Origin of the sequence: Actinoplanes sp. NPDC000266, from assembly GCF_042899005.1 — a bacterium.
Taxonomy (GTDB): domain Bacteria; phylum Actinomycetota; class Actinomycetes; order Mycobacteriales; family Micromonosporaceae; genus Actinoplanes.
The window spans coordinates 133,775-155,257 of the sequence record NZ_JBIAZI010000012.1; the positions used below are offsets into that span (position 1 = coordinate 133,775).

The 21,483-nt window shown below is 71.1% G+C and carries 21 protein-coding genes; 14 read left to right on the forward strand and 7 right to left on the reverse strand.

What is annotated here, in order from left to right:
• Positions 1–62: 62 nt before the first annotated feature.
• Positions 63–1,523: an APC family permease gene (locus ACFY36_RS39930; RefSeq protein WP_499751102.1), complete on the reverse strand. Its 1,461-nt coding sequence runs from the start codon at positions 1,521–1,523 to the stop codon at positions 63–65.
• A 155-nt stretch (positions 1,524–1,678) separates the two neighbouring features.
• Between ACFY36_RS39930 and ACFY36_RS39935 the strand changes: the two genes are divergently transcribed.
• From ACFY36_RS39935 to ACFY36_RS39970, 8 genes are read left to right on the forward strand one after another with little or no spacing between them, the layout of a single operon-like run.
• On the forward strand, positions 1,679–2,932 hold the full coding sequence (locus ACFY36_RS39935; protein WP_499751103.1) for a cytochrome P450: 1,254 nt from the start codon (positions 1,679–1,681) through the stop codon (positions 2,930–2,932).
• 3 nt (positions 2,933–2,935) lie between these two features.
• Entirely contained in the window at positions 2,936–3,856 is a 921-nt protein-coding gene (locus ACFY36_RS39940; protein WP_499751104.1) for a PDR/VanB family oxidoreductase, read from the forward strand.
• Positions 3,857–3,865: 9 nt separating this feature from the next.
• On the forward strand, positions 3,866–4,660 hold the full coding sequence (locus ACFY36_RS39945) for an acetoacetate decarboxylase family protein (RefSeq protein ID WP_499751105.1): 795 nt from the start codon (positions 3,866–3,868) through the stop codon (positions 4,658–4,660).
• On the forward strand, positions 4,657–6,090 hold the full coding sequence (locus ACFY36_RS39950) for an aldehyde dehydrogenase (RefSeq protein ID WP_499751106.1): 1,434 nt from the start codon (positions 4,657–4,659) through the stop codon (positions 6,088–6,090). Before ACFY36_RS39945 ends, ACFY36_RS39950 begins: the two co-directional genes overlap by 4 nt.
• Positions 6,090–7,025: a DODA-type extradiol aromatic ring-opening family dioxygenase gene (locus ACFY36_RS39955; RefSeq protein ID WP_499751107.1), complete on the forward strand. Its 936-nt coding sequence runs from the start codon at positions 6,090–6,092 to the stop codon at positions 7,023–7,025. The genes ACFY36_RS39950 and ACFY36_RS39955 overlap by 1 nt, the downstream gene beginning before the upstream one ends.
• Positions 7,022–7,867, forward strand: coding sequence for a fumarylacetoacetate hydrolase family protein (locus ACFY36_RS39960; RefSeq protein ID WP_499751108.1), 846 nt, complete (start codon positions 7,022–7,024; stop codon positions 7,865–7,867). The genes ACFY36_RS39955 and ACFY36_RS39960 overlap by 4 nt, the downstream gene beginning before the upstream one ends.
• The gene (locus tag ACFY36_RS39965) at positions 7,864–9,276 is read left to right on the forward strand and encodes an aldehyde dehydrogenase family protein (RefSeq protein ID WP_499751109.1); all 1,413 of its coding nucleotides are present in this window, start codon (positions 7,864–7,866) and stop codon (positions 9,274–9,276) included. Before ACFY36_RS39960 ends, ACFY36_RS39965 begins: the two co-directional genes overlap by 4 nt.
• Positions 9,269–9,937 carry a gamma-glutamyl-gamma-aminobutyrate hydrolase family protein gene (locus tag ACFY36_RS39970; RefSeq protein ID WP_499751110.1) on the forward strand — a complete coding sequence of 223 codons (669 nt, stop codon included), beginning with the start codon at positions 9,269–9,271 and terminating at the stop codon, positions 9,935–9,937. Before ACFY36_RS39965 ends, ACFY36_RS39970 begins: the two co-directional genes overlap by 8 nt.
• Here the strand turns inward: ACFY36_RS39970 and ACFY36_RS39975 are convergent.
• Complete coding sequence (locus tag ACFY36_RS39975) at positions 9,888–10,412, reverse strand: MarR family winged helix-turn-helix transcriptional regulator (RefSeq protein ID WP_499751111.1); 525 nt, start codon at positions 10,410–10,412, stop codon at positions 9,888–9,890. The genes ACFY36_RS39970 and ACFY36_RS39975 overlap by 50 nt on opposite strands.
• A gap of 79 nt (positions 10,413–10,491) precedes the next feature.
• Here ACFY36_RS39975 and ACFY36_RS39980 point away from each other — a divergent pair, with 79 nt between their 5' ends.
• Positions 10,492–11,844 (forward strand): glutamine synthetase family protein, encoded by a 1,353-nt coding sequence (locus ACFY36_RS39980; RefSeq protein ID WP_499751112.1) that lies wholly within the window; start codon positions 10,492–10,494, stop codon positions 11,842–11,844.
• Positions 11,845–12,115: 271 nt separating this feature from the next.
• Positions 12,116–12,565, forward strand: coding sequence for a type 1 glutamine amidotransferase (locus ACFY36_RS39985; protein WP_499751113.1), 450 nt, complete (start codon positions 12,116–12,118; stop codon positions 12,563–12,565).
• Here the strand turns inward: ACFY36_RS39985 and ACFY36_RS39990 are convergent.
• Complete coding sequence (locus tag ACFY36_RS39990; RefSeq protein ID WP_499751114.1) at positions 12,495–13,058, reverse strand: O-methyltransferase; 564 nt, start codon at positions 13,056–13,058, stop codon at positions 12,495–12,497. The genes ACFY36_RS39985 and ACFY36_RS39990 overlap by 71 nt on opposite strands.
• 17 nt (positions 13,059–13,075) lie before the next feature.
• On the opposite strand from ACFY36_RS39990, the gene ACFY36_RS39995 reads away from it, so the two are divergent.
• Positions 13,076–13,966, forward strand: coding sequence for a phosphotransferase family protein (locus ACFY36_RS39995; RefSeq protein ID WP_499751115.1), 891 nt, complete (start codon positions 13,076–13,078; stop codon positions 13,964–13,966).
• On the opposite strand, the gene ACFY36_RS40000 is transcribed toward ACFY36_RS39995, so the two are convergent.
• Positions 13,927–14,388 (reverse strand): hypothetical protein, encoded by a 462-nt coding sequence (locus tag ACFY36_RS40000; RefSeq protein ID WP_499751116.1) that lies wholly within the window; start codon positions 14,386–14,388, stop codon positions 13,927–13,929. The two genes, ACFY36_RS39995 and ACFY36_RS40000, sit on opposite strands and share 40 nt — an antisense overlap.
• Before the next feature lie 123 nt (positions 14,389–14,511).
• Between ACFY36_RS40000 and ACFY36_RS40005 the strand changes: the two genes are divergently transcribed.
• Both ACFY36_RS40005 and ACFY36_RS40010 read left to right on the forward strand, forming a co-directional pair.
• Positions 14,512–15,627 (forward strand): sensor histidine kinase, encoded by a 1,116-nt coding sequence (locus tag ACFY36_RS40005; protein ID WP_499751117.1) that lies wholly within the window; start codon positions 14,512–14,514, stop codon positions 15,625–15,627.
• On the forward strand, positions 15,624–16,274 hold the full coding sequence (locus ACFY36_RS40010; protein WP_499751118.1) for a response regulator transcription factor: 651 nt from the start codon (positions 15,624–15,626) through the stop codon (positions 16,272–16,274). Before ACFY36_RS40005 ends, ACFY36_RS40010 begins: the two co-directional genes overlap by 4 nt.
• 380 nt (positions 16,275–16,654) lie before the next feature.
• On the opposite strand, the gene ACFY36_RS40015 is transcribed toward ACFY36_RS40010, so the two are convergent.
• From ACFY36_RS40015 to ACFY36_RS40025, 3 genes are all read right to left on the reverse strand, one after another.
• Complete coding sequence (locus tag ACFY36_RS40015) at positions 16,655–17,653, reverse strand: hypothetical protein (protein ID WP_499751119.1); 999 nt, start codon at positions 17,651–17,653, stop codon at positions 16,655–16,657.
• A 79-nt stretch (positions 17,654–17,732) separates the two neighbouring features.
• A complete protein-coding gene (locus tag ACFY36_RS40020) occupies positions 17,733–18,890 on the reverse strand; it encodes a M50 family metallopeptidase (protein ID WP_499751120.1) in 1,158 nt (385 codons plus the stop codon).
• Positions 18,891–19,013: 123 nt separating this feature from the next.
• Positions 19,014–20,048 carry a LacI family DNA-binding transcriptional regulator gene (locus ACFY36_RS40025; protein WP_499751121.1) on the reverse strand — a complete coding sequence of 345 codons (1,035 nt, stop codon included), beginning with the start codon at positions 20,046–20,048 and terminating at the stop codon, positions 19,014–19,016.
• A 160-nt stretch (positions 20,049–20,208) separates the two neighbouring features.
• Here ACFY36_RS40025 and ACFY36_RS40030 point away from each other — a divergent pair, with 160 nt between their 5' ends.
• A complete protein-coding gene (locus ACFY36_RS40030; RefSeq protein WP_499751122.1) occupies positions 20,209–21,471 on the forward strand; it encodes an ABC transporter substrate-binding protein in 1,263 nt (420 codons plus the stop codon).
• Positions 21,472–21,483 lie beyond the last annotated feature (12 nt).

The window sequence follows — 21,483 nt, forward strand, 5'->3', positions numbered from 1 at the left end:
GGATATTTGGTTACGCCGTTGTGAAAAATCGCCTGGCCACAAGGCGACATGGCGCCTGTGCGTCAGTCGCCGCGATGCCGGCCCATCTCCGCGTAGAGCCCCGGGTTCCGCCCCCGCAGCACGAGGGCCGAGGCCACCCCGACCACCGCCGCCACCACGATCAGGGCCGGCAAGGCCCAGCTCAGCGGGCTGTCCGGGTCGCCGATCAGCAGGCCGAACTGCGAGGCGGCGTAGATCGCCACGGCGGACAGGGCGAGGCCGCCGGCCAGCGGGGCGGCGAAGGTCCGCAGGCGGTTGCGGTCGAGATCCGGATGGCGCAGGAAGAACGCGATGACGGCGAACGAGGCGAGGGCCATCAGCGTCATGACGGCCAGGGTGCCGAGCTGGGTCAGCCAGGTGAACAGGGCCAGCACCGGGTCCTGTCCGGCCAGGGCGAAGACGCCGACCACGACCGCGGCCAGCACGGACTGGCTGAGCGAGCCGGCGTGCGGGCTCAGGTGCACGGCGTGGGTACGGCCCAGTCGTTCGGGGACCAGCCCTTCGCGGCCCAGGGCGTACAGATAGCGGGACACCGCGTTGTGGAAGGCCAGCAGCGCCGCGAAGACGCTGGTGGCGAAGAGCAGCGTCATGACCGTGGTCAGCGTCCCGCCGAGATAGGTGTCGCTGAGCACGAACAGGAAGGCCGTCGGGTCGGGCTGCAGGCCGCCCAGGAAGCCGACGAGCCCGTCCGGGCCTTGGGCGTTCACCATCAACCACGTCGTGACCGTGTAGAACAGTCCGATGGTGAGCACCGCGACGTAGGTGGCCCGTGGAACCGTACGCCTGGGGTCCTTGGCTTCTTCGCTGTAGATGGTCGTCGCCTCGAAGCCGACGAAGGAGGCGGTGTTGAACAGCAGCGCGACGGCGAGCGAGCCCGAGGTCAGCGCGCCCCAGCTGAACGGCTCGAGGGTGAGCGGGGCGCCGCCGCCCTCACCGCCCTTGGCCAGGATGACCACGTCGAGGATCAGCACGACCAGGAACTCGGCCAGCACGAGGACGGCGAGCACCTTGACCGACAGGTCGACCTGCCGGAAGCCGAGCACCGCGATGACGGCGAGCGCGATGAGCGACAACACCCACCACGGGACGTCCCACCCGAACTGGTCGGAGAGGAAGCCGGCCGCGGCCGAGCCGAACAGGCCGTAGAGGCCGATCTGCATGGCGTTGTAGCCGAGCAGGGCGATCCAGGCCGCGGCGCCGCCGGCCGGCTGGCGCAGGCCGCGGGTGACGTAGCTGTAGAAGGCGCCGGTGCTGGTGTGGTGGCGCGCCATCGCGGTGTAGCCGACGGAGAACACCAGCAGCAGGACGCTGACCACGACGTAGGCGGCCGGGATGCCCGGCCCGTTGCCCAGCAGCATGGCGACCGGCGCGCCGCCGGCCATGGCGGTCAGCGGCGCGGCCGCCGAGATGACGAAGAAGGAGATGCCGATGACGCCGAGGCTGCCCCGGCGAAGGTGGTGGGTCTGGCGGTCGACTGTGCTCATGACGCCTGCCTCTCGATCCGATGATCGTTAGCGTCCGAACGATTCTGTGAGGCGAGACCATAGGACCTCGTCTCAGCGCGGCGCAATACCCGGCACTCTTGCCCCGGTCGCCGACCCGTGGTTATCGTTTGGGTCCGAATGAGTTTGGAGTCGCGATGCACGTACCCCTCGACGAGGTCGACCTCTCCGACTACGACCGGTTCCAGAGCAACCTCGGCTGGGCCCAGTTCGACACGCTGCGCCGGGAGGACCCGGTGCACTGGAACCCCGAGGCCGCCCCGAACAAGGGGTTCTGGGCCGTGACGCGCTATCAGGACATCTGGGCGGTCGGCCGCGACCCGGAGACGTTCACCTCCGAGAAGTTCGTCAACCTCGAGGAGGTCGACGACGACCTGATGGACATCCGGCGCTCCATCCTCGAGACCGACGGTGACCGGCACCGGGTGCTGCGCCAGCTGATCGCGCGCGAGTTCAGCCCGCGCAATCTCATGAAGAACTACGAGAGCTTCCTGCGCGGTCTCACGAAGAAAACCGTCGACGAGGCGCTGTCGTCGGCCGAGTTCGACTTCGTCGAGAAGATCAGCGCCGACTTCCCGATCCAGGTGCTGGCGAGGCTGCTCGACGTGCCGCTGTCCGACACCGGGCAGCTCATCGCCTGGGGCAACGAGATGGTCGGCAACACCGACCCCGACTACACCGACCACCAGTTCGACTCGCCGGAGAGCGAGAAGTACAAGCACCTGCCGTTCCGGTCGCCGACCACACAGGACGTCTTCGACTACGGCCGGGCGCTGCGCGACCGCCGCCGGGGCGGCGACGGCACCGACCTGATCAGCCTGCTGGCCAACAAGATGCCGGGCGACGGCGTGCCGATGAGCGACCGGGACTTCGACAACTACTTCCTGCTGCTGGTCATCGCCGGCAACGAGACCACCCGGCACGCGATCAGCCAGGCCATGCTCGGCCTCCTGGAGCAGCCCGATCAGCTCCGGCTGCTCCAGGACGACCCGGGCCTGATCGCCTCGGGGCTGGAGGAGTTGCTGCGCTGGGCCTCACCGGTCTACCACTTCCGGCGTACGGCCACCCGCGACGTCGAACTAGGCGGCAAAACGATCCACGAGGGCGACAAGGTCGTCATGTGGTTCGCCTCGGGCAACCGGGACGAGGAGGTCTTCGGGGACCCGTACAGGATCGACGTCACGCGGCCCAACGTCGATCACCTGACCTTCGGCAAGGGAAGCCCGCATCTGTGCATGGGCAACAGCCTGGCCCGCATGGAGGTGCGGCTCATGCTGGAGGAGCTGCTGCCGCGGCTGCGCTCGATCGAGCCGGCCGGCGAGGTGACCCGGGTGCGGTCCAACTTCGTCAACGGCATCAAGAGGTTCCCCGTCGCGGTGACGAGCCGCTGAGCCATGCCGACAGTGGATCTCGTCGTGCGCGACGCCCGGCCGGTGGCCGACGGCGTGGTCGCGCTGGAGCTGGCCCGCGAGGACGGTGGCGAGCTGCCGCGGTGGACTCCGGGCGCGCACATCGACCTGGACCTGGGCGAGGGCCTCACCCGGCAGTACTCGCTCTGCGGCCGCACCGAGGACACCAGATCCTGGCGGGTCGCCGTGCTCCGGGCGCCGGACAGCCGGGGCGGATCGGAGCGCGCGCACCGGCTCGCCGCGGGCAGCCGGGTCCGGGCCCTCGGCCCCCGCAACCACTTCCCGGTCGCGAGTTCGCCGCGCTACCTCTTCCTGGCCGGCGGCATCGGCATCACCCCGCTGCTGCCGATGATCGACCAGGTGTCGGCGGCCGGCGCCGATTGGGAGCTGCACTACGGCGGCCGCTCCCTCGCGTCGATGGCGTTCGTCGGCGAGCTCGCCCGCTTCGGCGACCGCGTGCACCTCGTACCCTCCGGTCTGCTCGATCTGCCGGTCATTCTGGGGACGCCACGACCGGGCACATTGGTGTACGCCTGTGGGCCCGAGCCCATGCTCAACTCGGTCGAACGGCACTGCTCGGCCTGGCCTCCCGGCAGCCTTCGACTGGAGCGCTTCACCGGTGTCTCCCCTTCCGGCGGCTCCGCCTTCGAAGTGGTGCTTCAACGCTCGGGCCGGACCATTCCGGTGGCCGCCGACAAGTCCATCTTCGAAACCGTGCGCGCGGCCGGGGTGAGCGTGCTCGGCTCCTGCCTCGAGGGCACCTGCGGCACCTGCGAGACCGAGGTGGTCGACGGCGAGGTCGACCACCGCGACTCGGTCCTCGACGAGGACGAGCGCGCCTCGAACGAAGTCATGATGATCTGCGTGTCCCGCTGCAAGGGGCCGCGCCTCACGCTCGATCTCTGAGGAGCACGTGTGCCGGGATTCTTCTATCCACGGTCGGCGACCGGACAGTCGTCGCTGATCCCCTCACCGCCCTGGTTCTACTCCGGTGACCTGCTCACCGTCGAGTACCGCACCGATCCGGCCCGGGTCGCCGAGTTGCTGCCGCCGCCGCTGTCACCGGCGCCGGACGATCCGGGCGCGGTCGCGCTGATCTGGGCCGACTGGCAGTCCTGCTCGTCCTCGCGGGCCGAACTGCTCGATCCGGTGCGGTCGCAGTACCGGGAGGCGTTCGTGGTGGTGCGGTGCTCGTTCGAGGGCCGGGTCTTCTCGCGCTGCGTCTACATCTGGGTCGACAAGGACTTCGCGATCGCGCGCGGGCTGCATCAGGGCTATCCGAAGAAGCTCGGCTCGATCTGGCAGACCCGGCCGCATCCGTTCGGGCAGGCGGCGCCCACGCTCGGGCCCGGCGGCGTGTTCGGGGCGACGCTGGCCGCCGGCGACCGCCGGCTGGCCGAGGCGGTGCTGACCCTGCGGTCCACGGCCGGGAGCAACGGCTTCGTCAACGCCCATCCGATGGCCCACCACCGCGTGCTGCCCGGGATCGCCGGTGGCGGCGACGCCTTCGCCGAGCTCATCTCGTCCGGGGCCGCCTCGTTCGAGGGCGGGCCGGTGTGGTCGGGCGACGTCTCCCTCGCACTGTTCGAGTCGCCGACCGAGGAACTGGCCCGGCTGCGGGTCGACGAGATCATCGGCGGCTACCACCAGCAGGTCGGCGTCGTCTGGGACGGCGGCTCGACCCTGGCCCGTCTGGGAGGCGAGGCATGATCGAGGTCGATCCCCGTCATTGGATCGGCGGGAAGCGGGTCGCGTCGGCCCGGACGTTCACCGACATCTCCCCCATCGACGAGACAGTGCTCGCTGAGATCTCGGCCGGCGGTGCGCCCGAGGTGGACGCCGCAGTCGCCGCCGCCCGCGACGCGTTTCCCGCGTGGGCGGGCCTGCCGGCTGCTTCTCGCGCGGCGATCCTGCGGCGGGTCGCCGACGGCGTCGAAGCTCGCATCGAGGATCTGGCCGCGGTCGAGACGCGGGACAACGGGTCGCTGCTGCGCTCGCATCGCCGTGGAGTGATGCCGCGGGTGGCGATGAACTTCCGCTACTTCGCGGACCTGTCGGTGGAGCTCGCGCATCCCGACCGCGAGATAAGGGGCCACCGCGAGCGCATCACCTACGACCCGTCAGGGGTCACAGCCGTCATCACGCCCTGGAACGCGCCGCTCATGCTGGCCTCGTGGCGGATCGGGCCGGCCCTCGCGGCCGGCAACACGGTCGTGCTCAAGCCGCCGGAGTGGGCCCCGCTGACCGCCTCGCTCCTGGCCGACATCACACGCGACGCCGGTGTGCCTCCCGGTGTCTTCAATGTGGTGCAGGGGATCGGGACTTCGGCGGGGGCCGCCCTCGCCGGGCACCCCGGGATCAACCGGCTGTCGTTCACCGGGTCGGTGCCCACGGCCGGGGCGGTCGCGGCGGCGGCGGCGCCGAACATCGTGCCGCTCTCCTTCGAGCTGGGCGGCAAGTCGCCGCTGCTGGTCTTCGAGGACTGTGACCTCGACCTGGCCGTGAGCCTGGCCGTCGAGCAGTTCGACAACGCCGGGCAGGTGTGCCTGGGCGCGTTCCGCATGCTGATTCAGGAGTCGATCTTCACGGAGTTCCGCGATCGTGTTGTCGAGCGCGCCCGATCGCTCGTGCTGGGCGACCCGCGCGACGAGAGGACCGACGTCAGCGCGCTCGTGAGCCGGCCACACCTCGAGCGGGTCAGCGGCTTCGTCTCCCGCGCCCTGGCCGACGGTGCGACCGCGATCCTCGGCGGCGGGCCCGGCACCGGCCTCTACTTCTCCCCCACGATCCTTCTCGACGCCAAGCCGGGCAGCGAGATCCTGACCCAAGAGGTCTTCGGGCCGGTCCTCACGATGCAGACCTTCTCCGGCGAGGAGGAGGGCGTCCGCATGGCGAATGACACCCGCTTCGGCCTGGCCGCGACCGTCGTCACCGGTTCGCCGTCGCGCGCGGAGCGGGTCAGCGCGGCCCTGAACGCCGGAACGGTCTGGGTCAACTGCTTCTTCGTCCGGGATCTGGGCGCGCCCTTCGGCGGCAACGGCCGGTCCGGGATCGGCCGTGAGGGCGGCACCTGGTCGTTCGACTTCTACTGCGACGTCAAGAACACCGTCTTCAGCCCGAGCGGCTGGAAGGAGGCCTGATGGGCGAGGTGGTCGGGGCGGGGCTCATCGCCCACGTGCCCACGATCGTGCTGCCGGAACAGACCCGCCGGGAGCTGAACCACGGCGAGGACTCCACTCTCGTCTCCGGGCTGCACCAGCTCCGTAAGGAGGTCTTCGACGTCGCCGACTACGACACCGTCGTGGTCCTCGACTCACACTGGGCGACCACCGTCGAGTTCGTCGTCACCGCCCAGTCCCGCCGCGCGGGCCTGTTCACCTCCGAGGAGCTGCCCCGGGGCATGGCACAGCGGCCGTACGACTTCGCGGGCGACCCTCCACTCGCCCATCTGATCGCGGGCAAGGCCCGGGACCACTGCACCTGGATCACGCCCATCGAGGACGACCACCTGCCGATCTTCTACGCGACCACCAACGTGTGGGAGTTCCTCGGACAGGGCCGGCCGGACAAGCGGTGGATCTCCATCGGCGTCTGCCAGACCGCCGACACCGAGGACAGCCTGCGGCTCGGCCGGGCGCTCGGCGACGCGATAGCCGCGTCCGACCGCAAGGTCATGCTCATCGCCTCGGGCGCGATGTCGCACACGTTCTGGCCGCTGCGGCAGTTGCGCGACCACGAGGCGGCCGGGGTGGAGCACATCTTTACGCCCGAGGCGGCCGCCGCCGACGCCGAGCGGCTGCGGTGGTTCGCCGACGGGGACCACGCGCGGGTGCTCGAAACCATGCCCGCGTTCCTGGCCCACAAGCCCGAGGCCCGGTTCGCGCACTACCTCATGATGATTGGCGCCCTCGGCGAGGGTGACTGCACAGCACCCTCCCGGCAGTACGGCCAGTACGAGAACTCGGTCGGCACCGGCCAGGTGCACCTCTGGTTCGACCGGCCCGCCGGCGGTTTCCCCCGGCCGCGCCGCACCGCCCCGGACGCCGGCTACCTCCGTCAGGAAGGCCTCGCATGAGAGAGTTCCGCCGCATCCTGCTCGACGGCACCGTCACCGATGTCGAACGGCACGGCGACACCCTGGTCGCCCACGACGGCCGCGAGGTCGCCGCCGGCACCGCCGTCCACCTGCCGCCGGTCGTCCCCTCGAAAATCATCTGCGTCCACCTCAACTACCGGTCGCGGGTGGCCGAGATGCAGGCGACGCTGCCGCCGGCGCCGACCTACTTCCACAAGCCGGTCTCCGCGCTCAACGCACACGACGCTGCCGTGGTCCGCCCGGCCGGATGCAAGTGGCTCAACTACGAGGGCGAGATCGGCATCGTCATCGGCCGGACCGCCCGCAACATCTCCCCTTCGTCGGCCGGCGACTACATCCGCGGCTACACGGTCGCCAACGACTACGGGCTGCACGACTTCCGGGACACCGACGCCGGATCGATGCTGCGGGTCAAGGGATCCGACACGCTCTGCCCGCTCGGGCCCGGGCTGGTCGAGGGCTGGGACTTCCGGGGCAAGGCCATCCGGACGCTCGTGAACGGCCAGGTCCGCCAGGACGGCACCACCGACGAGATGAACTGGGACATGCACTACCTGGTGGCCGACATCGCGCGGACCATCACGCTCCAGCCGGGCGACGTGCTGCTGTCGGGCACCCCGGCCATCTCCCGCACGGTCTATCCGGGCGACGTGGTCGAGGTGGAGGTCGAAGGGCTCGGCACGCTGCGCAACCACATCGTCGAGGGGCCGGCGGCCATCCGGACGGACGTGGGAGCGCAGCCGACCGAGAGCGAGGAGGTCCTGTCCACGGCCAAGGGCGGCGACTGGGAATTCCGCGGCATCCGGAAGCCGCGCCCGTGAAGGACTTCGTCGCGCTGGCGCGCGCTCTCGACCTGCCGCAAGGGTTGTGGATCGGCGGGGAACAGCGCGCGCCCTTGTCCGGCCGGTTCCGGCCGGTCGTCACACCGAGGGACTCCACGACCCTGACCTCGCTGGCCTGGGCCGGCACGGAAGACGCGGACGCGGCGGTGGCGGCGGCCCGGGAGGCCTTCGACTCCGGGCCGTGGCCCCGGATGCCGGCCCGGGAACGCGGCGAGACCCTGCTGCGCTTCGCCGAGCTGGTCGAGGAGCACCGCGACGAGCTGGCTGTGCTGGTGTCGCTGGAGATGGGCAAGCCGATCCGGCACTCGTGGGAGATCGAGCTGCGGGCGCTGATCCGGTGCCTGCGGTTCTACGGCGGGCTCGCCGACAAGACCGCGGGCGAGATCCCGTCCACCGGTGACGGCGAGCTGGCCCTGGTGACCCGCGAACCGGCCGGGGTGGTGGCGGCGGTGGTGCCGTGGAACTTCCCGCTCACGATCGGCGGGTGGAAGCTCGCGCCGGCGCTCGCCGTGGGCTGCACGGTGGTGCTCAAGACGGCCGAGCAGTCGCCGCTGTCCATGCAGCGGGTAGCGGCGCTCGGGGTACGGGCGGGCCTGCCGCCGGGGGTGCTCAACGTGCTCTCCGGCGACGGCACGGTCGTCGGCCGGCGCCTCGGCGAGCATCCCGATGTCGACGTGCTCACCTTCACCGGGTCGACCGAGGTGGGGCGGCATTTCCTGCGGTACGCGGCCGACAGCAACCTCAAGCGGGTGCACCTCGAACTCGGTGGCAAGTCGCCGAGCATCGTCTTCCCCGACGCGCCCGACCCGGAGGCGGCGGCCGCCACCACGGCCTGGGCCGCCTTCTTCAACTCCGGCCAGATGTGCACGGCCGGCTCACGGCTCGTGGTCCACCGCGACATCGCCGCCTCCTTCGTCGACCGGATCGTGGCGGCGGACTGGCGACCGGGTGACCCCCTGCTGTGGGAGACGACGATGGGGCCGATGGTCTCCGGGGCCGCCGTGCGGCGGGTGCTGGACCTGGTTCCGCGCGCCCGGGCCGACGGGCTCTACATGGAACCGGCCGTCGTCACCGGCGGGACCATCCGCGAGGAGCTCTTCGCACCGGTGCTCGCGGTGCAGGAGTTCTCCTCGGAGGAGGAGGCCGTGCGCCTGGCCAACGACACCGAGTACGGGCTCGCGGCGGCGGTCTGGACCTCGGACCTCGGCCGGGCCCATCGAACCTCTAACCGGCTCCGCGCGGGCACGGTGTGGGTGAACTGCTACGAGGAAGGCGACATGGCCGTGCCGTTCGGCGGGGTCAAGCTCTCCGGCAACGGCCGGGACAAGTCACGGCATGCCCTCGACCAGTACACCGATCTGAAGACGACCTGGATCGCCCATGGCTGACCGGCGGCCGCTCATCGTGATACCGGCCCGTTTCTCGCGGTCGGCCTCGGCCCTGCGCTTCCGGGCCTCGGTGGCGGCCACCCGGCTGCTGGAGGCCGTGTTCGAGGCCGGCGGCGAGCCGCTGGTGCTCCATCCGGCCGACGGCCCGGTCCGCGAGCGGATCTGGATGGCCGGCGGCGTGCTGCTGCCCGGCGGCGGCGACCTGGCCGCGCATTGGTCCGGGCAGGCGGAGCACGCCAGCCAGTACGACGTCGACGAGGTGCAGGACGCGTTCGATCTGGCCCTGGCCCGGGTGGCGCTGGAGGACCGCCGCCCGCTGCTGGCGATCTGCCGCGGCGTCCAGGTCGTGAACGTCGCCCGCGGCGGCGACCTGATCCAGGATCTCGGCGCCGCCCACCGCGGCGTGCACGACGTCACCCTCCCCGGCAAGCCGCCGCTGACCGTCTCCTGCTATCACCATCAAGGCATCGGCCGTCTCGGAGAAGGGCTGCGCGCCGCCGCCCACGCCCGGGACGGCACCATCGAGGCGGTCACCCTCGACGGCCACGACGGCTGGTTCGCGGGGGTCCAGTGGCATCCCGAGGACACGTACGAGAAGGACCTCCGCCTTTTCACCGCCTTGGTGGAGGCTGCTTCCGCTCGAGGTCCTCGATCGTGGTGACGATGTCGCGCAGCCCCCGGGTGAGCTCCTTCTTGCGGTTGCTGGTGAGGCGGGCGGCGACCCGGGTCTCGGCGGCGTTGAACTTGGGGTAGATCTCTTCCATCAGCTCGCGGCCGGACTCGGTGAGGTGAAGCTCGACGAGCCGCTTGTCGTCGGTGCGGCCGGTGCGGGTGATCCAGCCCCGGGACTCCAGGGTCTTGGCCACGCCGGTCAGGGTCGCCTTGGAGATGGCGGCGGCCTCGGCGGCGTGCCGGGTCTCCATGCCGTCGTAGATCCAGACCACCCAGAGCACCACGAAACCGGTCCAGCTCAGGTCGTACGGGCGCAGGACCTCGTTCCACACGTAGCCGCGCATCGCGTTGGCGGCCCGGTAGATGCTGGAGACGGCGTGCGCCGACTCGAAGTCCAGGGCGAGCGACTCGACGTGCTCGCGCATGGCCCTTTCGGTCTCGACAAGGGTGGGATGGTCGCTCATGGCACCGATCGTACGTCCCTTGACAGGCTCGTTCGGGTCCGTACGATTCTCACCACATCACGCCCCCGAAGGAGTTCCCATGCTCTCGGTTGATGTCCCCGCCCTGGAAGCCGCCGAGGCCGAGCTGCGCCACCAGGACGTCGACGTGGTGCGGCTCGGCTACAGCGATCTCATCGGCACCGAGCGCGGCCGCGACATCCTGGTCCACCGCTTCGCCCGCACCGTCGGGCACGGCGTCGCCTTCTGCCGCTCCGTCTACGGCACCTCACCGATGGGCGACGTCGTGCCGATCGAGGGCGGGCTGGCCGACGGCCTGCCCGACGTGGTCGCGCTGCCCGATCTGAGCACGCTGCGGCCGGTGCCGTGGGAACCGGGCGTCGCCCACGCCATCGCCGACGTCTTCAACCCCGACGGCACCCCGTCGCAGGAGAGCCCGCGCCACGTCCTCAAGCGGGTGGCCGAACGCTTCGCCGAGCTCGGCATGGTGCCGTCGATCGGCCCCGAGCTCGAGTTCTACGTGCTGGAGCCGGACGACTCGGTCCCCAACGGCTGGAAGCGGTACGGCGAGGGCACCGGCAACGTCTACGTCGCAGGCTACAAGGGCGACCCGGAGAACACGCTGCTCTCGGCGCTGCGGCGGCTCTCGGCGTACGGGCTCGACGTGGTCGCGGCCAACCACGAGTTCTGCTCCGGCCAGTTCGAGATCAACCTCTGGCACTCGGGCGCGCTCGACGCGGCCGACCGCGCCTTCCGCTTCAAGACCGCCATCCAGGAGCTGGCCCGGATGCGGGGCAAGCTCGCCACCTTCATGGCCAAGCCCTTCAACGACGAGGGCGGCTCCGGCTTCCATCTGCACTTCTCGGCCACCTCCCTCGACGGGGAGCCGCTGTTCGACGATCCGCGGGGCGAGGACGGGCTGTCGGACGTGGCCCGCTCGGCCATCGCCGGGGTGCTCGCGCACGCGCCCGCCCTGACCGCGCTGCTCAACCCGACCATCAACTCGTACAAGCGCTTCGGGCCCGACACGCTGGCGCCGTGGCTGGTCGACTGGGGCCTGGACAACCGCAGCGCCATGGTGCGCGTCCCGCCCGAGCGCGGCGCGGCGGCCCGCCTGGAGCTGCGGCTCGGCGACGCGTCGGCCAACCCGTACCTGGGCACCGCGGCGCTGATGGCCGCCGCCTATCTCGGCATCCGCGACAAGCTCGAGCCGCCGGCCAAGCTGGAGGGGTACGGCTACGACGTCACCAAGGCGCCACGGTTGCCGGGCGACCTCTCCAGCGCCCTTCTTTGCCTGGAAGGGGATTCTGCGCTCGCGGAACTGCTCGGACCACGCTTCGTGGAGACCTTCCTGGCGTACAAGCGCAACGAGCTCGAACGCTTCTCCCAGTGGGTGACCGACTGGGAGTTCCGCGAGTACAGCTACCACCTCTGATGAGACTCCTCGTCGTCCAGCACGACCATCTGTCGCCGCTCGGCCCGGTCGCCGCGCGGCTGGCCGGGCACGGCTTCGCGGTGGAGTCGTACTTGACGGTGCCGGCGTCCCGGTTCCGCACGCCGGGCGTCGAGGCGAACTTCCCCGACTTCACGGAGTACGACGCGGTGGTCGTGATGGGCGCGCCCTGGTCGACCTACGACGAGGCGCTGATCGGCCGCTGGGTCGGCGCGGAGATCACGCAGCTGCGGCGGGCGCCGCCGGCGTACCCGTGCTGGGAATCTGCTTCGGCGGCCAGCTGCTCGCGGCCGCGCACGGCGGATCGGTGGCCGCGTCACCGTCGCCCGAGATCGGCTGGGCGACCGTGGAGAGCGACGACGAATCCGTCGTGCCGGGCGGGCCGTGGTTCGAGTGGCACTACGACCGTTGGACGCTGCCGCCCGGTGCGGTCGAGGTGGCCCGCAACGGGGCGGCCTCGCAGGCGTACGTGCTGCGGCGCAACCTGGCCGTGCAGTTCCACCCGGAGGTGACGCCCTCGCTGCTGGCCGGCTGGCTCGCCAACGGCGGCGCCGAGCAGGTCAGCGACCCGGCGGCCCTGCTGTCCCGCACGTGGGCCGAGATGCCGAGGGCCGCGGAACGGACCCGGCGCCTCATCGATGGCTTTGCGGCTTCAGCCATCCGAGATAGAGACCCTTACCGACGGCCGCGGTCCCGCCGATGAAGCGCTCCTGGGCCAGGGCCAGGAGATCGGCGACCTCGCCCGGATGCGAGAGCACGTTGTCGACGGCCAGCACCCCGCCGGGGCGGAGGACCCGCGCCGGGTGGGGCCACCAGGAGGCGTACTCGGTCCGCTCGGCGTCGAGGAACAGCAGGTCGATCTCGCCGTCGTTCTGCCGGGCGAGGTAGTCGCCGCCGTCGGCCACGACCCGCTCGACGCCGGCGCCGGCCAGATTCTCCGCGGCGCCGGGCCACTCCGCGACGTCGACGGTGGTCACGCGCCCGCCGGTGTCGCGGGCGGCCTCGGCCAGCCAGAGCGCCGACCAGCCGTTCGAGGTGCCGATCTCGACGATGTCCCGCGCCTTGGCGATGCGCACCACCGTGGCCAGCAGCTCGGCGGTGACCGGCTCGAGGTTGCGCAGGCGCCGCCGCCGGTCCGGCTCGGCCGCGTCGTGATCGAGGCCCGACTGATAAAGCTTCTCCAGGAACGGATTCACGGCGCTACCGTACCTGTGTGGACGGTGCATCGATCGCCGGGCTGTTCGGGCTGGGCCGCTTCCTCGGGCTGTCCGACGGGCCGGTGGCGAGCGGCAAGCAGGGCGAGGTGTGGCGGCTCGACACCTCGGACGGGCGGTGGGCGGTCAAAGTGCCGTTCCATCCCGTCGCCGCCGGCGGAGCGGCCTTCCAGGAGAAGGCGCGGGCGGCGGGGGTCCGGGCGCCCGCGGTCCGGCTCGCCGGCGAACAGGTCATTCGGGTGTACGAGTGGGTCGAGCTCGGCGCGCCCGATCCGCTGGTCGACCCGGAGCTGGTCGGCGCGACGGTGGCCGCGATCCACCAGGTCTTCATGCCCGCCGAGGGGCCGGTCGATCAATGGCACACGGCGCCCGTCGGCGCGGCCCGGTGGGACGAGCTGATCGACGAACTCCGTGAGGCCCCCTTCGCCGGGCGGCTGGCGGAGCTGCGGGACGAGTTGGTGGCGCTGGAGGAATGGCTCACGCCGCCCGCGAACCCGCGGATGTGCCATCGCGATCTGTGGGCCGACAACGTGCTGCCCACGCCGGACGGCGGGTTGTGCGTCATCGACTGGGAGAACAGCGGGCCGGCCGATCCCGCACAGGAGCTGGCCTGCGTGCTGTTCGAGTTCGGGCGCACCGACCCCGGTCGCGCGCGGGCCCTGATGTCGTCCTACATCTCAGCCGGCGGTCCGGCTCGTCTCTCCCGGCCCGGCGACTTCTCGATGCTGATCGCGCAGCTCGGTCACATCACGGAACTGGCCGGCGAGAGCTGGCTGCGAGCCGACGAACGTCTGAATCCAGCGGCCTGGATCGGCGAAGTGCTGGACGACTTTCATTATCGGGAGCGGCTTCAGCGTCTCCTCCGCGCGATCCGGCCCCACGGCTTGTAGACCGACAGGACGGTGGCGAGGCTCAGCGCGGTGAGCGAGACGATCGGCGGAAAGGCCAGGGCGCCCGGGTCGAAACCCGTGGCGGCGCCCTCGGCGTACGCCCGCACCTCGGGCATCATCGGCCGCAACAGGACCAGGATCAAAGTGCAGAGGACCAGATTGAGTACGAGCTTGACGGCCACCCACCAGTAGCGGACCAGACCCCACCTCGTCTCCAGGCCGAGCAGCACGCCGGTGATCAGGCAGACCAGGGCGGAGGTCAGCATCGGCCAGACCACGAAGGTGCCGAGCGCCTGATAGGCCAGCACCCGGTCCTCGCCCCACGCGCCGACCGCGACGAGCACGGCGACCATCACGTCGACGCCGATCCACACGCCGGCGGAGAGGAGGTGCAACAGCAGCCAGAGCTTGCGGCGTCTCATGCCTTCACAGTGCGGGCTCCGGGAGGCGCGGGCGTCCGTTCAAGAGCGGCTTCGGACGTACGCCCGTGAACGTACGACCGTGGGTTGATGTGCTCCCGGCCCCCCCTACGGCAAGGTGGACGCATGCCACCACTCCAGCAGCTCCGCGTCGCGGCCGTGCCGGTCGCGCTGCTGGTCGTGGGCCTGGGCACGCTGCCGTTGTTCAGCCGCTTCGCCGAGGTCACCTGGGTGACAGCGCTGCTGGTGGCCGTCGCCGCCGGGGCGACCGCGCTGCGCCGGGCCCTGCCCGGTCCGGCCCTGATCGTCGCCGCGGCCGCCACTTCGGCCTACCTGATCGCCGGTTTCCCGTACGGCCCGATCCTGCTGTCCTTCGGCGTCTGCGTCTATTCGGTGGGCCGCCGTCGCACACTCCGCCAGGCCCTGCCGTGGGCCGTCGCGGCGCTGGCCATCGTGCTGATCCACACGTTCACCGGCCCGCCCGGCCTGGTCGGCCTGGCCCCCGGCACGGCGTGGGTGATCGTGCCGTTCACGCTGGGCGGCGCCCGCCGCCTGGTCGTGGAGGCCCAGGCGAGGGAGCGCGCGGAGACCGAGCGGCGGATAGCCGACGCCGAACGCCTGCGCCTGTCCCAGGAGGTCCACGACGTGGTCGGCCATGGCCTGGCCGCGATCCAGATGCAGGCCGACATAGCCCTGCACCTGCGCGACACGCGCCCGGCCCAGGCCCACGAAGCCCTGACCGCGATCTCGGCCGCGGCGTACGAGGCCCTGGAGGAGTTACGCGCCACCCTGGCCGGAGTCCCACCGTCACCGGGCCTGTCCGGCGCGCAGGAGCTGTGCGACCGCCTGCGGGCCGCCGGTGTGTCAGTGACGCTCACCGTGGACGGTCCCGCAGCCGCCCTGCCCGCCACCGTCGACGCGGCCGCCTTCCGAATACTCCAGGAGTCCTTGACCAACGTCCTCAAACACGCCACGCAACGCCAGGCCACGGTCACGATCCATCACGGCCCCACATCCGTCGACCTGCGCATAACCAACCCGGCCCCGCCTTTCCCCCACAACGACGGCTTCGGCATAACCGGCATGCGACGCCGAGCCGAACACCTGAACGGCACCCTGACCGCCACCCCCACCCCCAGCTCCACCTTCACCGTCCACGCCGTCCTCCCCCACACCACCACCCACCCGCCGTTGTCCGCCCCGGCGCTCGTGGCGCCGCATCCGCGTCGGGAGGCGCCGTGATCTCCGTGCTGATCGCCGACGATCAGGACCTGGTGCGCATGGGCCTGAGGGTGCTCTTCGAGAGCGAGGACGGCTTCGCCGTGGCCGGAGAGGCCGCCGACGGGCTGGCCGCGGTCGAGGAGGCTCGGCGCGCCCAGCCGGACGTGATCCTCATGGACATCCGGATGCCCGGGATCGACGGCCTGGAGGCGACGCGCCGCATCGTCGCCGATCCTTCACTGCCCGGCACGCGGGTGATAGTGCTGACGACCTTCGAGCGCGACGAGTACGTCTTCGACGCCCTGCGCTTCGGCGCCAGCGGTTTCCTGCTGAAGAACACCAAGCCGGCCGCCCTGCTCGACGCAGTCCGCACGGTCGTCGACGGCGGCGCGCTGCTGGCCCCGTCGGTCACCAAGACTCTCATCCGCGAGTTCACCGGCCGAGCGATCCGCCCGGTAGCCCCACACCCCCAGCTCGACCGCCTGACCGACCGCGAACGCGAGATCGTCACCCTCGTGGGCCGCGGCCTGACCAACCACGAGATAGCCGAGGAACTGGTCGTAAGCCCAGCCACCGCACGCACCCACGTAAGCCGCTCAATGATCAAACTAGGCGCCCGAGACCGAGCCCAACTGGTCGTCTTCGCCTACCAGTCAGGCCTCGTCTGACAGCCGCCCAGCCACCGCCCTCACACCACAGCGCCCGGACCAGCACCCCAGGACACCGCACTCGGACCGCCGCCCCCAGCCCGCGCGCCCAGGCCAGCGCCTTCGGGCAGCCGCCCCCAGGCCACGCGCCCAGGCCAGCGCCTTCGGGCAGCCGCCCCCAGGCCGCGCGCCCAGGCCAGCGCCTTCGGGCAGCCGCGCCCGGCCGCCGCCCTCGGGCCGCCGCGCCTGAACCGCCGGACCCGGGCTGCCACCTCCCACGCCACCACGCCCGGACGCCACGCCCGGGCCACCGCACCCAGCTGCCACGCCCGGGCCGCCACCCCGAGCCGTCCGCCTCCGGATCACCGGTTTGGCGGTCGCGCTGTGTTCCGGCCGGACGGTTACTCGCCGTTGGAGGTCACCCAGCGGCCGTGGGAGTCGGCGGTCACCTGGTAGGACTGGCGGAGGCCGTTCTCGAACTCGATCAGGCACTGATAGGTGCCGGCGCCACGCGAGTCCACCGAGGCGGCGACGCAGGTGGCGTCGGTCGCGTTGACGGCGAAGCCGTTGTCGTCGGTGAGCGCGGCCTCGGCCACGAGGGACTTCTCCAGCTGGGCCCGGGTCAGCCGGCCGTCCACGCCGCCGAAGGTGAAGTAGCAGACGATGCTCAGCACCCAGGTCAGGCCGAGCGTCACGCCGAACGCGACCCAGTACCGCGTCGCGGCGACGCCGACGGCGGCCGCCTTCTTGGCCTTGTTGGACGCGATGAAGGCGCCCAGGCCGCCGATCACCGCAGTGCCCACGATGACCCAGCCCAGGCCCGGCGGCTTCCCCGCCGACATCAGCGAACGGGTCGCACCGTAGCCCGAGTTGTACGGCATTGTCTGCTGGTAGCCGGGCGGCGCATACCCGGGATAGGCCGGCCCCGCATACCCACCCGGCGGAGCCGCCGCCTGCGTGTAGCCGCGCTCTACCCCGCCCGGCGCACCGTGGCCGTATGCGGGCGCGCCCGGACCGCCATGGCCGTATGCGGGCGCCCCCGGCGTCGGATAGCCGTATGACGGCACACCCGGCTGCGCCGGGCCGTACGACGCCGCGCCCGGCTCGGCGTGACCGTACGACGACCCGCCCGGCTCCGCGTGACCGTACGACGACCCGCCCGGCTCCGCGTGACCGTACGACGACCCGCCCGGCTCCGCGTGACCGTACGACGACCCGCCCGGCTCCGCGTGGCCGTAGGACGGCGCGCCCGGCTGCGGGGGTGGGAGTGGTGGGGCGTAGGCGTGTGACGAGGCCGTGGGGGCGGACGTCGGTGGCACGTATCCGTGTGTGGGCAGGCCGGAGGGGGTCTCGCTTCCATCCGGGTTCCACGGGGTGCCGGTCTGTGGTTCGGCTGTCATGGTCTCCGTCCACGGGGCCTCGGCTGCTACGTCGAGGCAACCGATCGGCGACCGGTGGGGCTACCTGAGGGTTCCGTGATCAGGACAGGTGGATCGGGTTCACCAGGTCGGCCGTCACCGTCAGCAGCATGACCGCGCCTCCTACCAGCAACGCGGCCATCGTTACCGGGAACAGCCTCGTGTAGTCGACCGGGCCCGCGGCTCCCCGGCCCCGGAGGCGGCGGATCGTGTCGCGGGCGCGCTCGTACCACACGACGGCGATGTGGCCCCCGTCCAGTGGGAGCAACGGCAGCAGGTTGAACACCGCCATGAACAGGTTCAGGCTTGCCAACAGCAACACGAAGACCTCCCACAGGCCCCGCTCGACCGCCTCACCTCCCAGGCGGCTCGCGCCGACCATGCTGATCGGGGTGTCGGGGTGGCGTTCGCCTCCGGTGATCGCGTCGATCACCGCGGGCAGGCGCTGGGGGAAGGCGGCCAGTTGGGCGGCCGTGTTCGAGACCATGTCGCCGGTGAAGGACAGGGTCGCTCCGGTCGCCGGCAGTGGGTCGTAGCTCAGGTAGGCCGGAGGCTCCTGCGCCGTTGCGCCCATCATGCCGATCTCGCCCGACGGCGTCGTCACCCGGGCCACGTCCACCGACAGGGTCAGGGTCTCGGCTCCCCTCCGCACGGTCAGCGGGGTCGGGCCGGTGGCGGCCCGGACCGCGGTCAGCACGTCGGCCCACTGTGGGGTGGGCGTGCCGGCCACCGACACGATCCGGTCGCCGGGGCGCAGGCCGGCCTCGGCGGCGGGGCAGGACGCGGCGGTGGTCACGCATGTCGTCGACGCGACGATCGGGTCGTCGGACGGGTGCAGGTTGGGCAGGCCGCTGGTGATCGCCATGACGTACAGGACGACCAGGGCGATCAGCACATGCACGACCGAGCCCGACGCCATCACCACCGTGCGCTTCCACGCCGGGAAGCGCCACATGGCCCGTGACCTTTCGCCGGGGGCCAGCTCGTCCAGGGCGGTCAGGCCCGCGATGTCGCAGAAGCCGCCGATCGGGAGGGCCTTCACCCCGTACTCGATCTCGCCTCGGGAGAACGAGAAGACCGTGGGGCCCCGGCCGACGAAGAAGCGCCGCACCTTCATGCCGAAGGCACGCGCCGTGACCATGTGGCCCGCCTCGTGCAGGGCGACCGAGAGGGTCAGCGCGAGCAGGAACAGCACCACTCCGACGAGATAAGCCGTCACGGATGGGCATCTTACGGGGCCGAGGCGCGCCCGGCGGGGGGACGAGGCGCGCCTCGGCGGGAGGAAAGCCAAGCCGGCGGGAGGAGCTGAGCCGGTGGGGGAAAGCTGAGCCGGCGGGGATAGCTAAGCCGGCGGAGGAAAGAGCGGGCGGGCCGTGCTGCCGCGCACGACCAGGCGCGGCGTCTCCGTGCGGACGCTCTCCCGGGACGACGGGTCGGCGATGGCCTGCAGCAGCGTCGTGGCGACCTGGGCGCCCAGCGCGTGCGTGTCGCGGGACAGGCAGGTCAGGGCCGGGTGGACGATGCGGGTCAGCACCGAGTCGTCGAAGGACACTATCGACAGCTGGCGGGGCACCTCGATGCCCATCTCCAGGGCCACGCCGAGGCCGGCCGCCGCCATCAGGTCGCTGTCGTAGACGATCGCCGTCGGGCGGTCGGCCCGGGACAGCAGGGCCCGGGTGGCCGCCGCGCCCTGGGCGTCGCTGAAGTCGGTCGGCACCGACTCGCCCGCGTGCAGGCCGCGCTCGGTGACCTGGGCCCGCAGCGCGGCCGTGCGCCGGACCGTGTGCAGATAGACCGGCGGGCCGGCCACGTGGGCGATGCGCCGGTGGTCGAGGGCGGCCAGGTAGTCGACGATTGTGATCATCGCCTCGGCGTCGTCGGCCCACACGCTGGGCAGCTGGTCGGGCTCGCCGGGCAGGCCCAGGGTGACCGCGGGCAGGCCGAGCTCGCGCACGACCGCGATGCGCGGGTCGTCGAGCTGCAGGTCGACCAGGACCAGGCCGTCGACGCGATGCTCGGACGCCCAGTGCCGGTACAGGTCGATCTCGGCGCCGGTGTCGCGGACCAGCTGCATCTGCACGGCCGACGAGTGGGCCGAGAGCATGTCCTGCATGCCGTAGAGGATCTGGGTGTAGAACTGCTCGGAGCCCAGCGTGCGCGGGTCGCGGGCCAGCACCAGGCCGACCACGCCGGCCTGCGCGCCGCCGAGTGCCCGGGCGGCCCGGTGGGGCCGCCAGTTCATCTCGCGGGCCACCTCGAGGATGCGCGCGCGGGTCTGCTCGCTGACGCCCGGCCGCCCGTTGAGCGCGAACGAGACGGCGCCCGGCGAGACGCCCACGCGCTTGGCGATGTCCGCGATGGTCGGCCTGTTACCCACGGCGCGCACGTTACCTCAGCTATAGCGGTTTAGCCAGCAGGCGTACAAGAAAACAAAAAGAACTAGAGGCGTTGACTATAGCGCTTTAGTTACTCACGATGTTGTTTCGCCGACGTTTCCTGGTCGACGCCGAACTATGGCTCAGGAGCTTTGAGAAACCATGCGAATCACGAAAGCAGCCGTCGCCACCGTGGCGGCTCTGTCCCTCGGTCTGACCGCCGCCTGCGGTGGCGGCGACGGCGACAGCGCCAAGAGCGACGAGATCACCGGCAGCATCACGCTGCAGACCTGGGCCCTGACGCCCAAGTTCACCGACTACCTCAACGAGGTCATCGCCGGCTTCCAGGCGAAATACCCGGGCACCAGCGTCAAGCTGCTCGACCAGCCGGGCGACGGCTATTCGGAGAAGGTCCTCGCCCAGGCCTCCTCCAACACGCTGCCCGACGTGGTCAACCTGCCACCGGATTTCGCGCTCCCCCTCGCCCGCCAGGACCTCCTGGTCGACGTCAGCAAGGACGAAGACCTTTCCCAGACGTACGTCCAGGGCGCCATCGACGCGTACAAGTTCAAGGGTGTGGACGGCGTCTACGGCTACCCCTGGTATCTGAACACCGACCTCGACTACTGGAACGCCAAGCAGTTCAAGGCGTGCGGCCTCGACGCCGACAAGCCCCCGGCCACCACCCAGGAGCTGTTCACCCAGGCCGCGACCATGAAGGCCAAGTGCCCGGACGACTACCTGATGAGCCGTAAGCCCGACGTGTCGGACTTCGTGCGCGCGGGCATCCCGATCGTCGCCGACGACGGCAAGAGCTTCGTCTTCAACACCGACCAGGCGGCCGCGCTGGTCGACCAGTACCGCGACGCGTACGCCAAGGGCTACATGCCGCCGAGCGTGCTCAACAGCGACTACCAGGGCAACTCGAAGCTGTTCACCCAGGGCAAGGTGGCCTGGACGACCGGCGGCGCGACCGGCCTGGCCGACTTCGAGAAGGACAACCCGAGCCTCAAGGGCCAGATCGCGGTCAGCAAGGCCCTGGACACCCCGCCGCTGTACGTGCAGGGCGTGAGCGTCTCAGCCAAGAGCAAGCACCCGGCGACGGCCAAGGCGTTCGCCGAGTGGATCACCAACGCCGACAACCAGAACAAGTTCGGCCACATCGTGAACGTCTTCCCGTCGACCAAGGCGTCGGCCGAGGACAGCTACTTCGGCAAGGACGACGGCACGCCGGGCGGCAAGGCCCGCTCGCTCGCGTTCAGCGAGCTCAAGGACGCCAAGAACCTCATCCCGTACGAGGTCAACTCGGACATGCAGACGCTGCTCGACCAGCAGATCGCGCTGGCGGTCAAGGGCGACGAGACGAGCAAGAAGGCGCTCGACGACGCCGTGGGCCGGATGAACCAGCTGCTGAGCAAGCAGTAGCGAGCCGGTGGC

Excerpts from the sequence above, each read along its gene's own strand:
- ACFY36_RS39930 (WP_499751102.1), bottom strand. The coding sequence starts at position 1,523 with ATGAGCACAGTCGACCGCCAGACCCACCACCTTCGCCGGGGCAGCCTC.
- ACFY36_RS39960 (WP_499751108.1), top strand. The coding sequence starts at position 7,022 with ATGAGAGAGTTCCGCCGCATCCTGCTCGACGGCACCGTCACCGATGTC.
- ACFY36_RS39975 (WP_499751111.1), bottom strand. The coding sequence starts at position 10,412 with ATGAGCGACCATCCCACCCTTGTCGAGACCGAAAGGGCCATGCGCGAG.
- ACFY36_RS40000 (WP_499751116.1), bottom strand. The coding sequence starts at position 14,388 with ATGAGACGCCGCAAGCTCTGGCTGCTGTTGCACCTCCTCTCCGCCGGC.
- ACFY36_RS39970 (WP_499751110.1), top strand. The coding sequence starts at position 9,269 with ATGGCTGACCGGCGGCCGCTCATCGTGATACCGGCCCGTTTCTCGCGG.
- ACFY36_RS39955 (WP_499751107.1), top strand. The coding sequence starts at position 6,090 with ATGGGCGAGGTGGTCGGGGCGGGGCTCATCGCCCACGTGCCCACGATC.
- ACFY36_RS39940 (WP_499751104.1), top strand. The coding sequence starts at position 2,936 with ATGCCGACAGTGGATCTCGTCGTGCGCGACGCCCGGCCGGTGGCCGAC.
- ACFY36_RS39950 (WP_499751106.1), top strand. The coding sequence starts at position 4,657 with ATGATCGAGGTCGATCCCCGTCATTGGATCGGCGGGAAGCGGGTCGCG.
- ACFY36_RS40015 (WP_499751119.1), bottom strand. The coding sequence starts at position 17,653 with ATGACAGCCGAACCACAGACCGGCACCCCGTGGAACCCGGATGGAAGC.
- ACFY36_RS39935 (WP_499751103.1), top strand. The coding sequence starts at position 1,679 with ATGCACGTACCCCTCGACGAGGTCGACCTCTCCGACTACGACCGGTTC.
- ACFY36_RS40005 (WP_499751117.1), top strand. The coding sequence starts at position 14,512 with ATGCCACCACTCCAGCAGCTCCGCGTCGCGGCCGTGCCGGTCGCGCTG.
- ACFY36_RS39980 (WP_499751112.1), top strand. The coding sequence starts at position 10,492 with ATGCTCTCGGTTGATGTCCCCGCCCTGGAAGCCGCCGAGGCCGAGCTG.
- ACFY36_RS40030 (WP_499751122.1), top strand. The coding sequence starts at position 20,209 with ATGCGAATCACGAAAGCAGCCGTCGCCACCGTGGCGGCTCTGTCCCTC.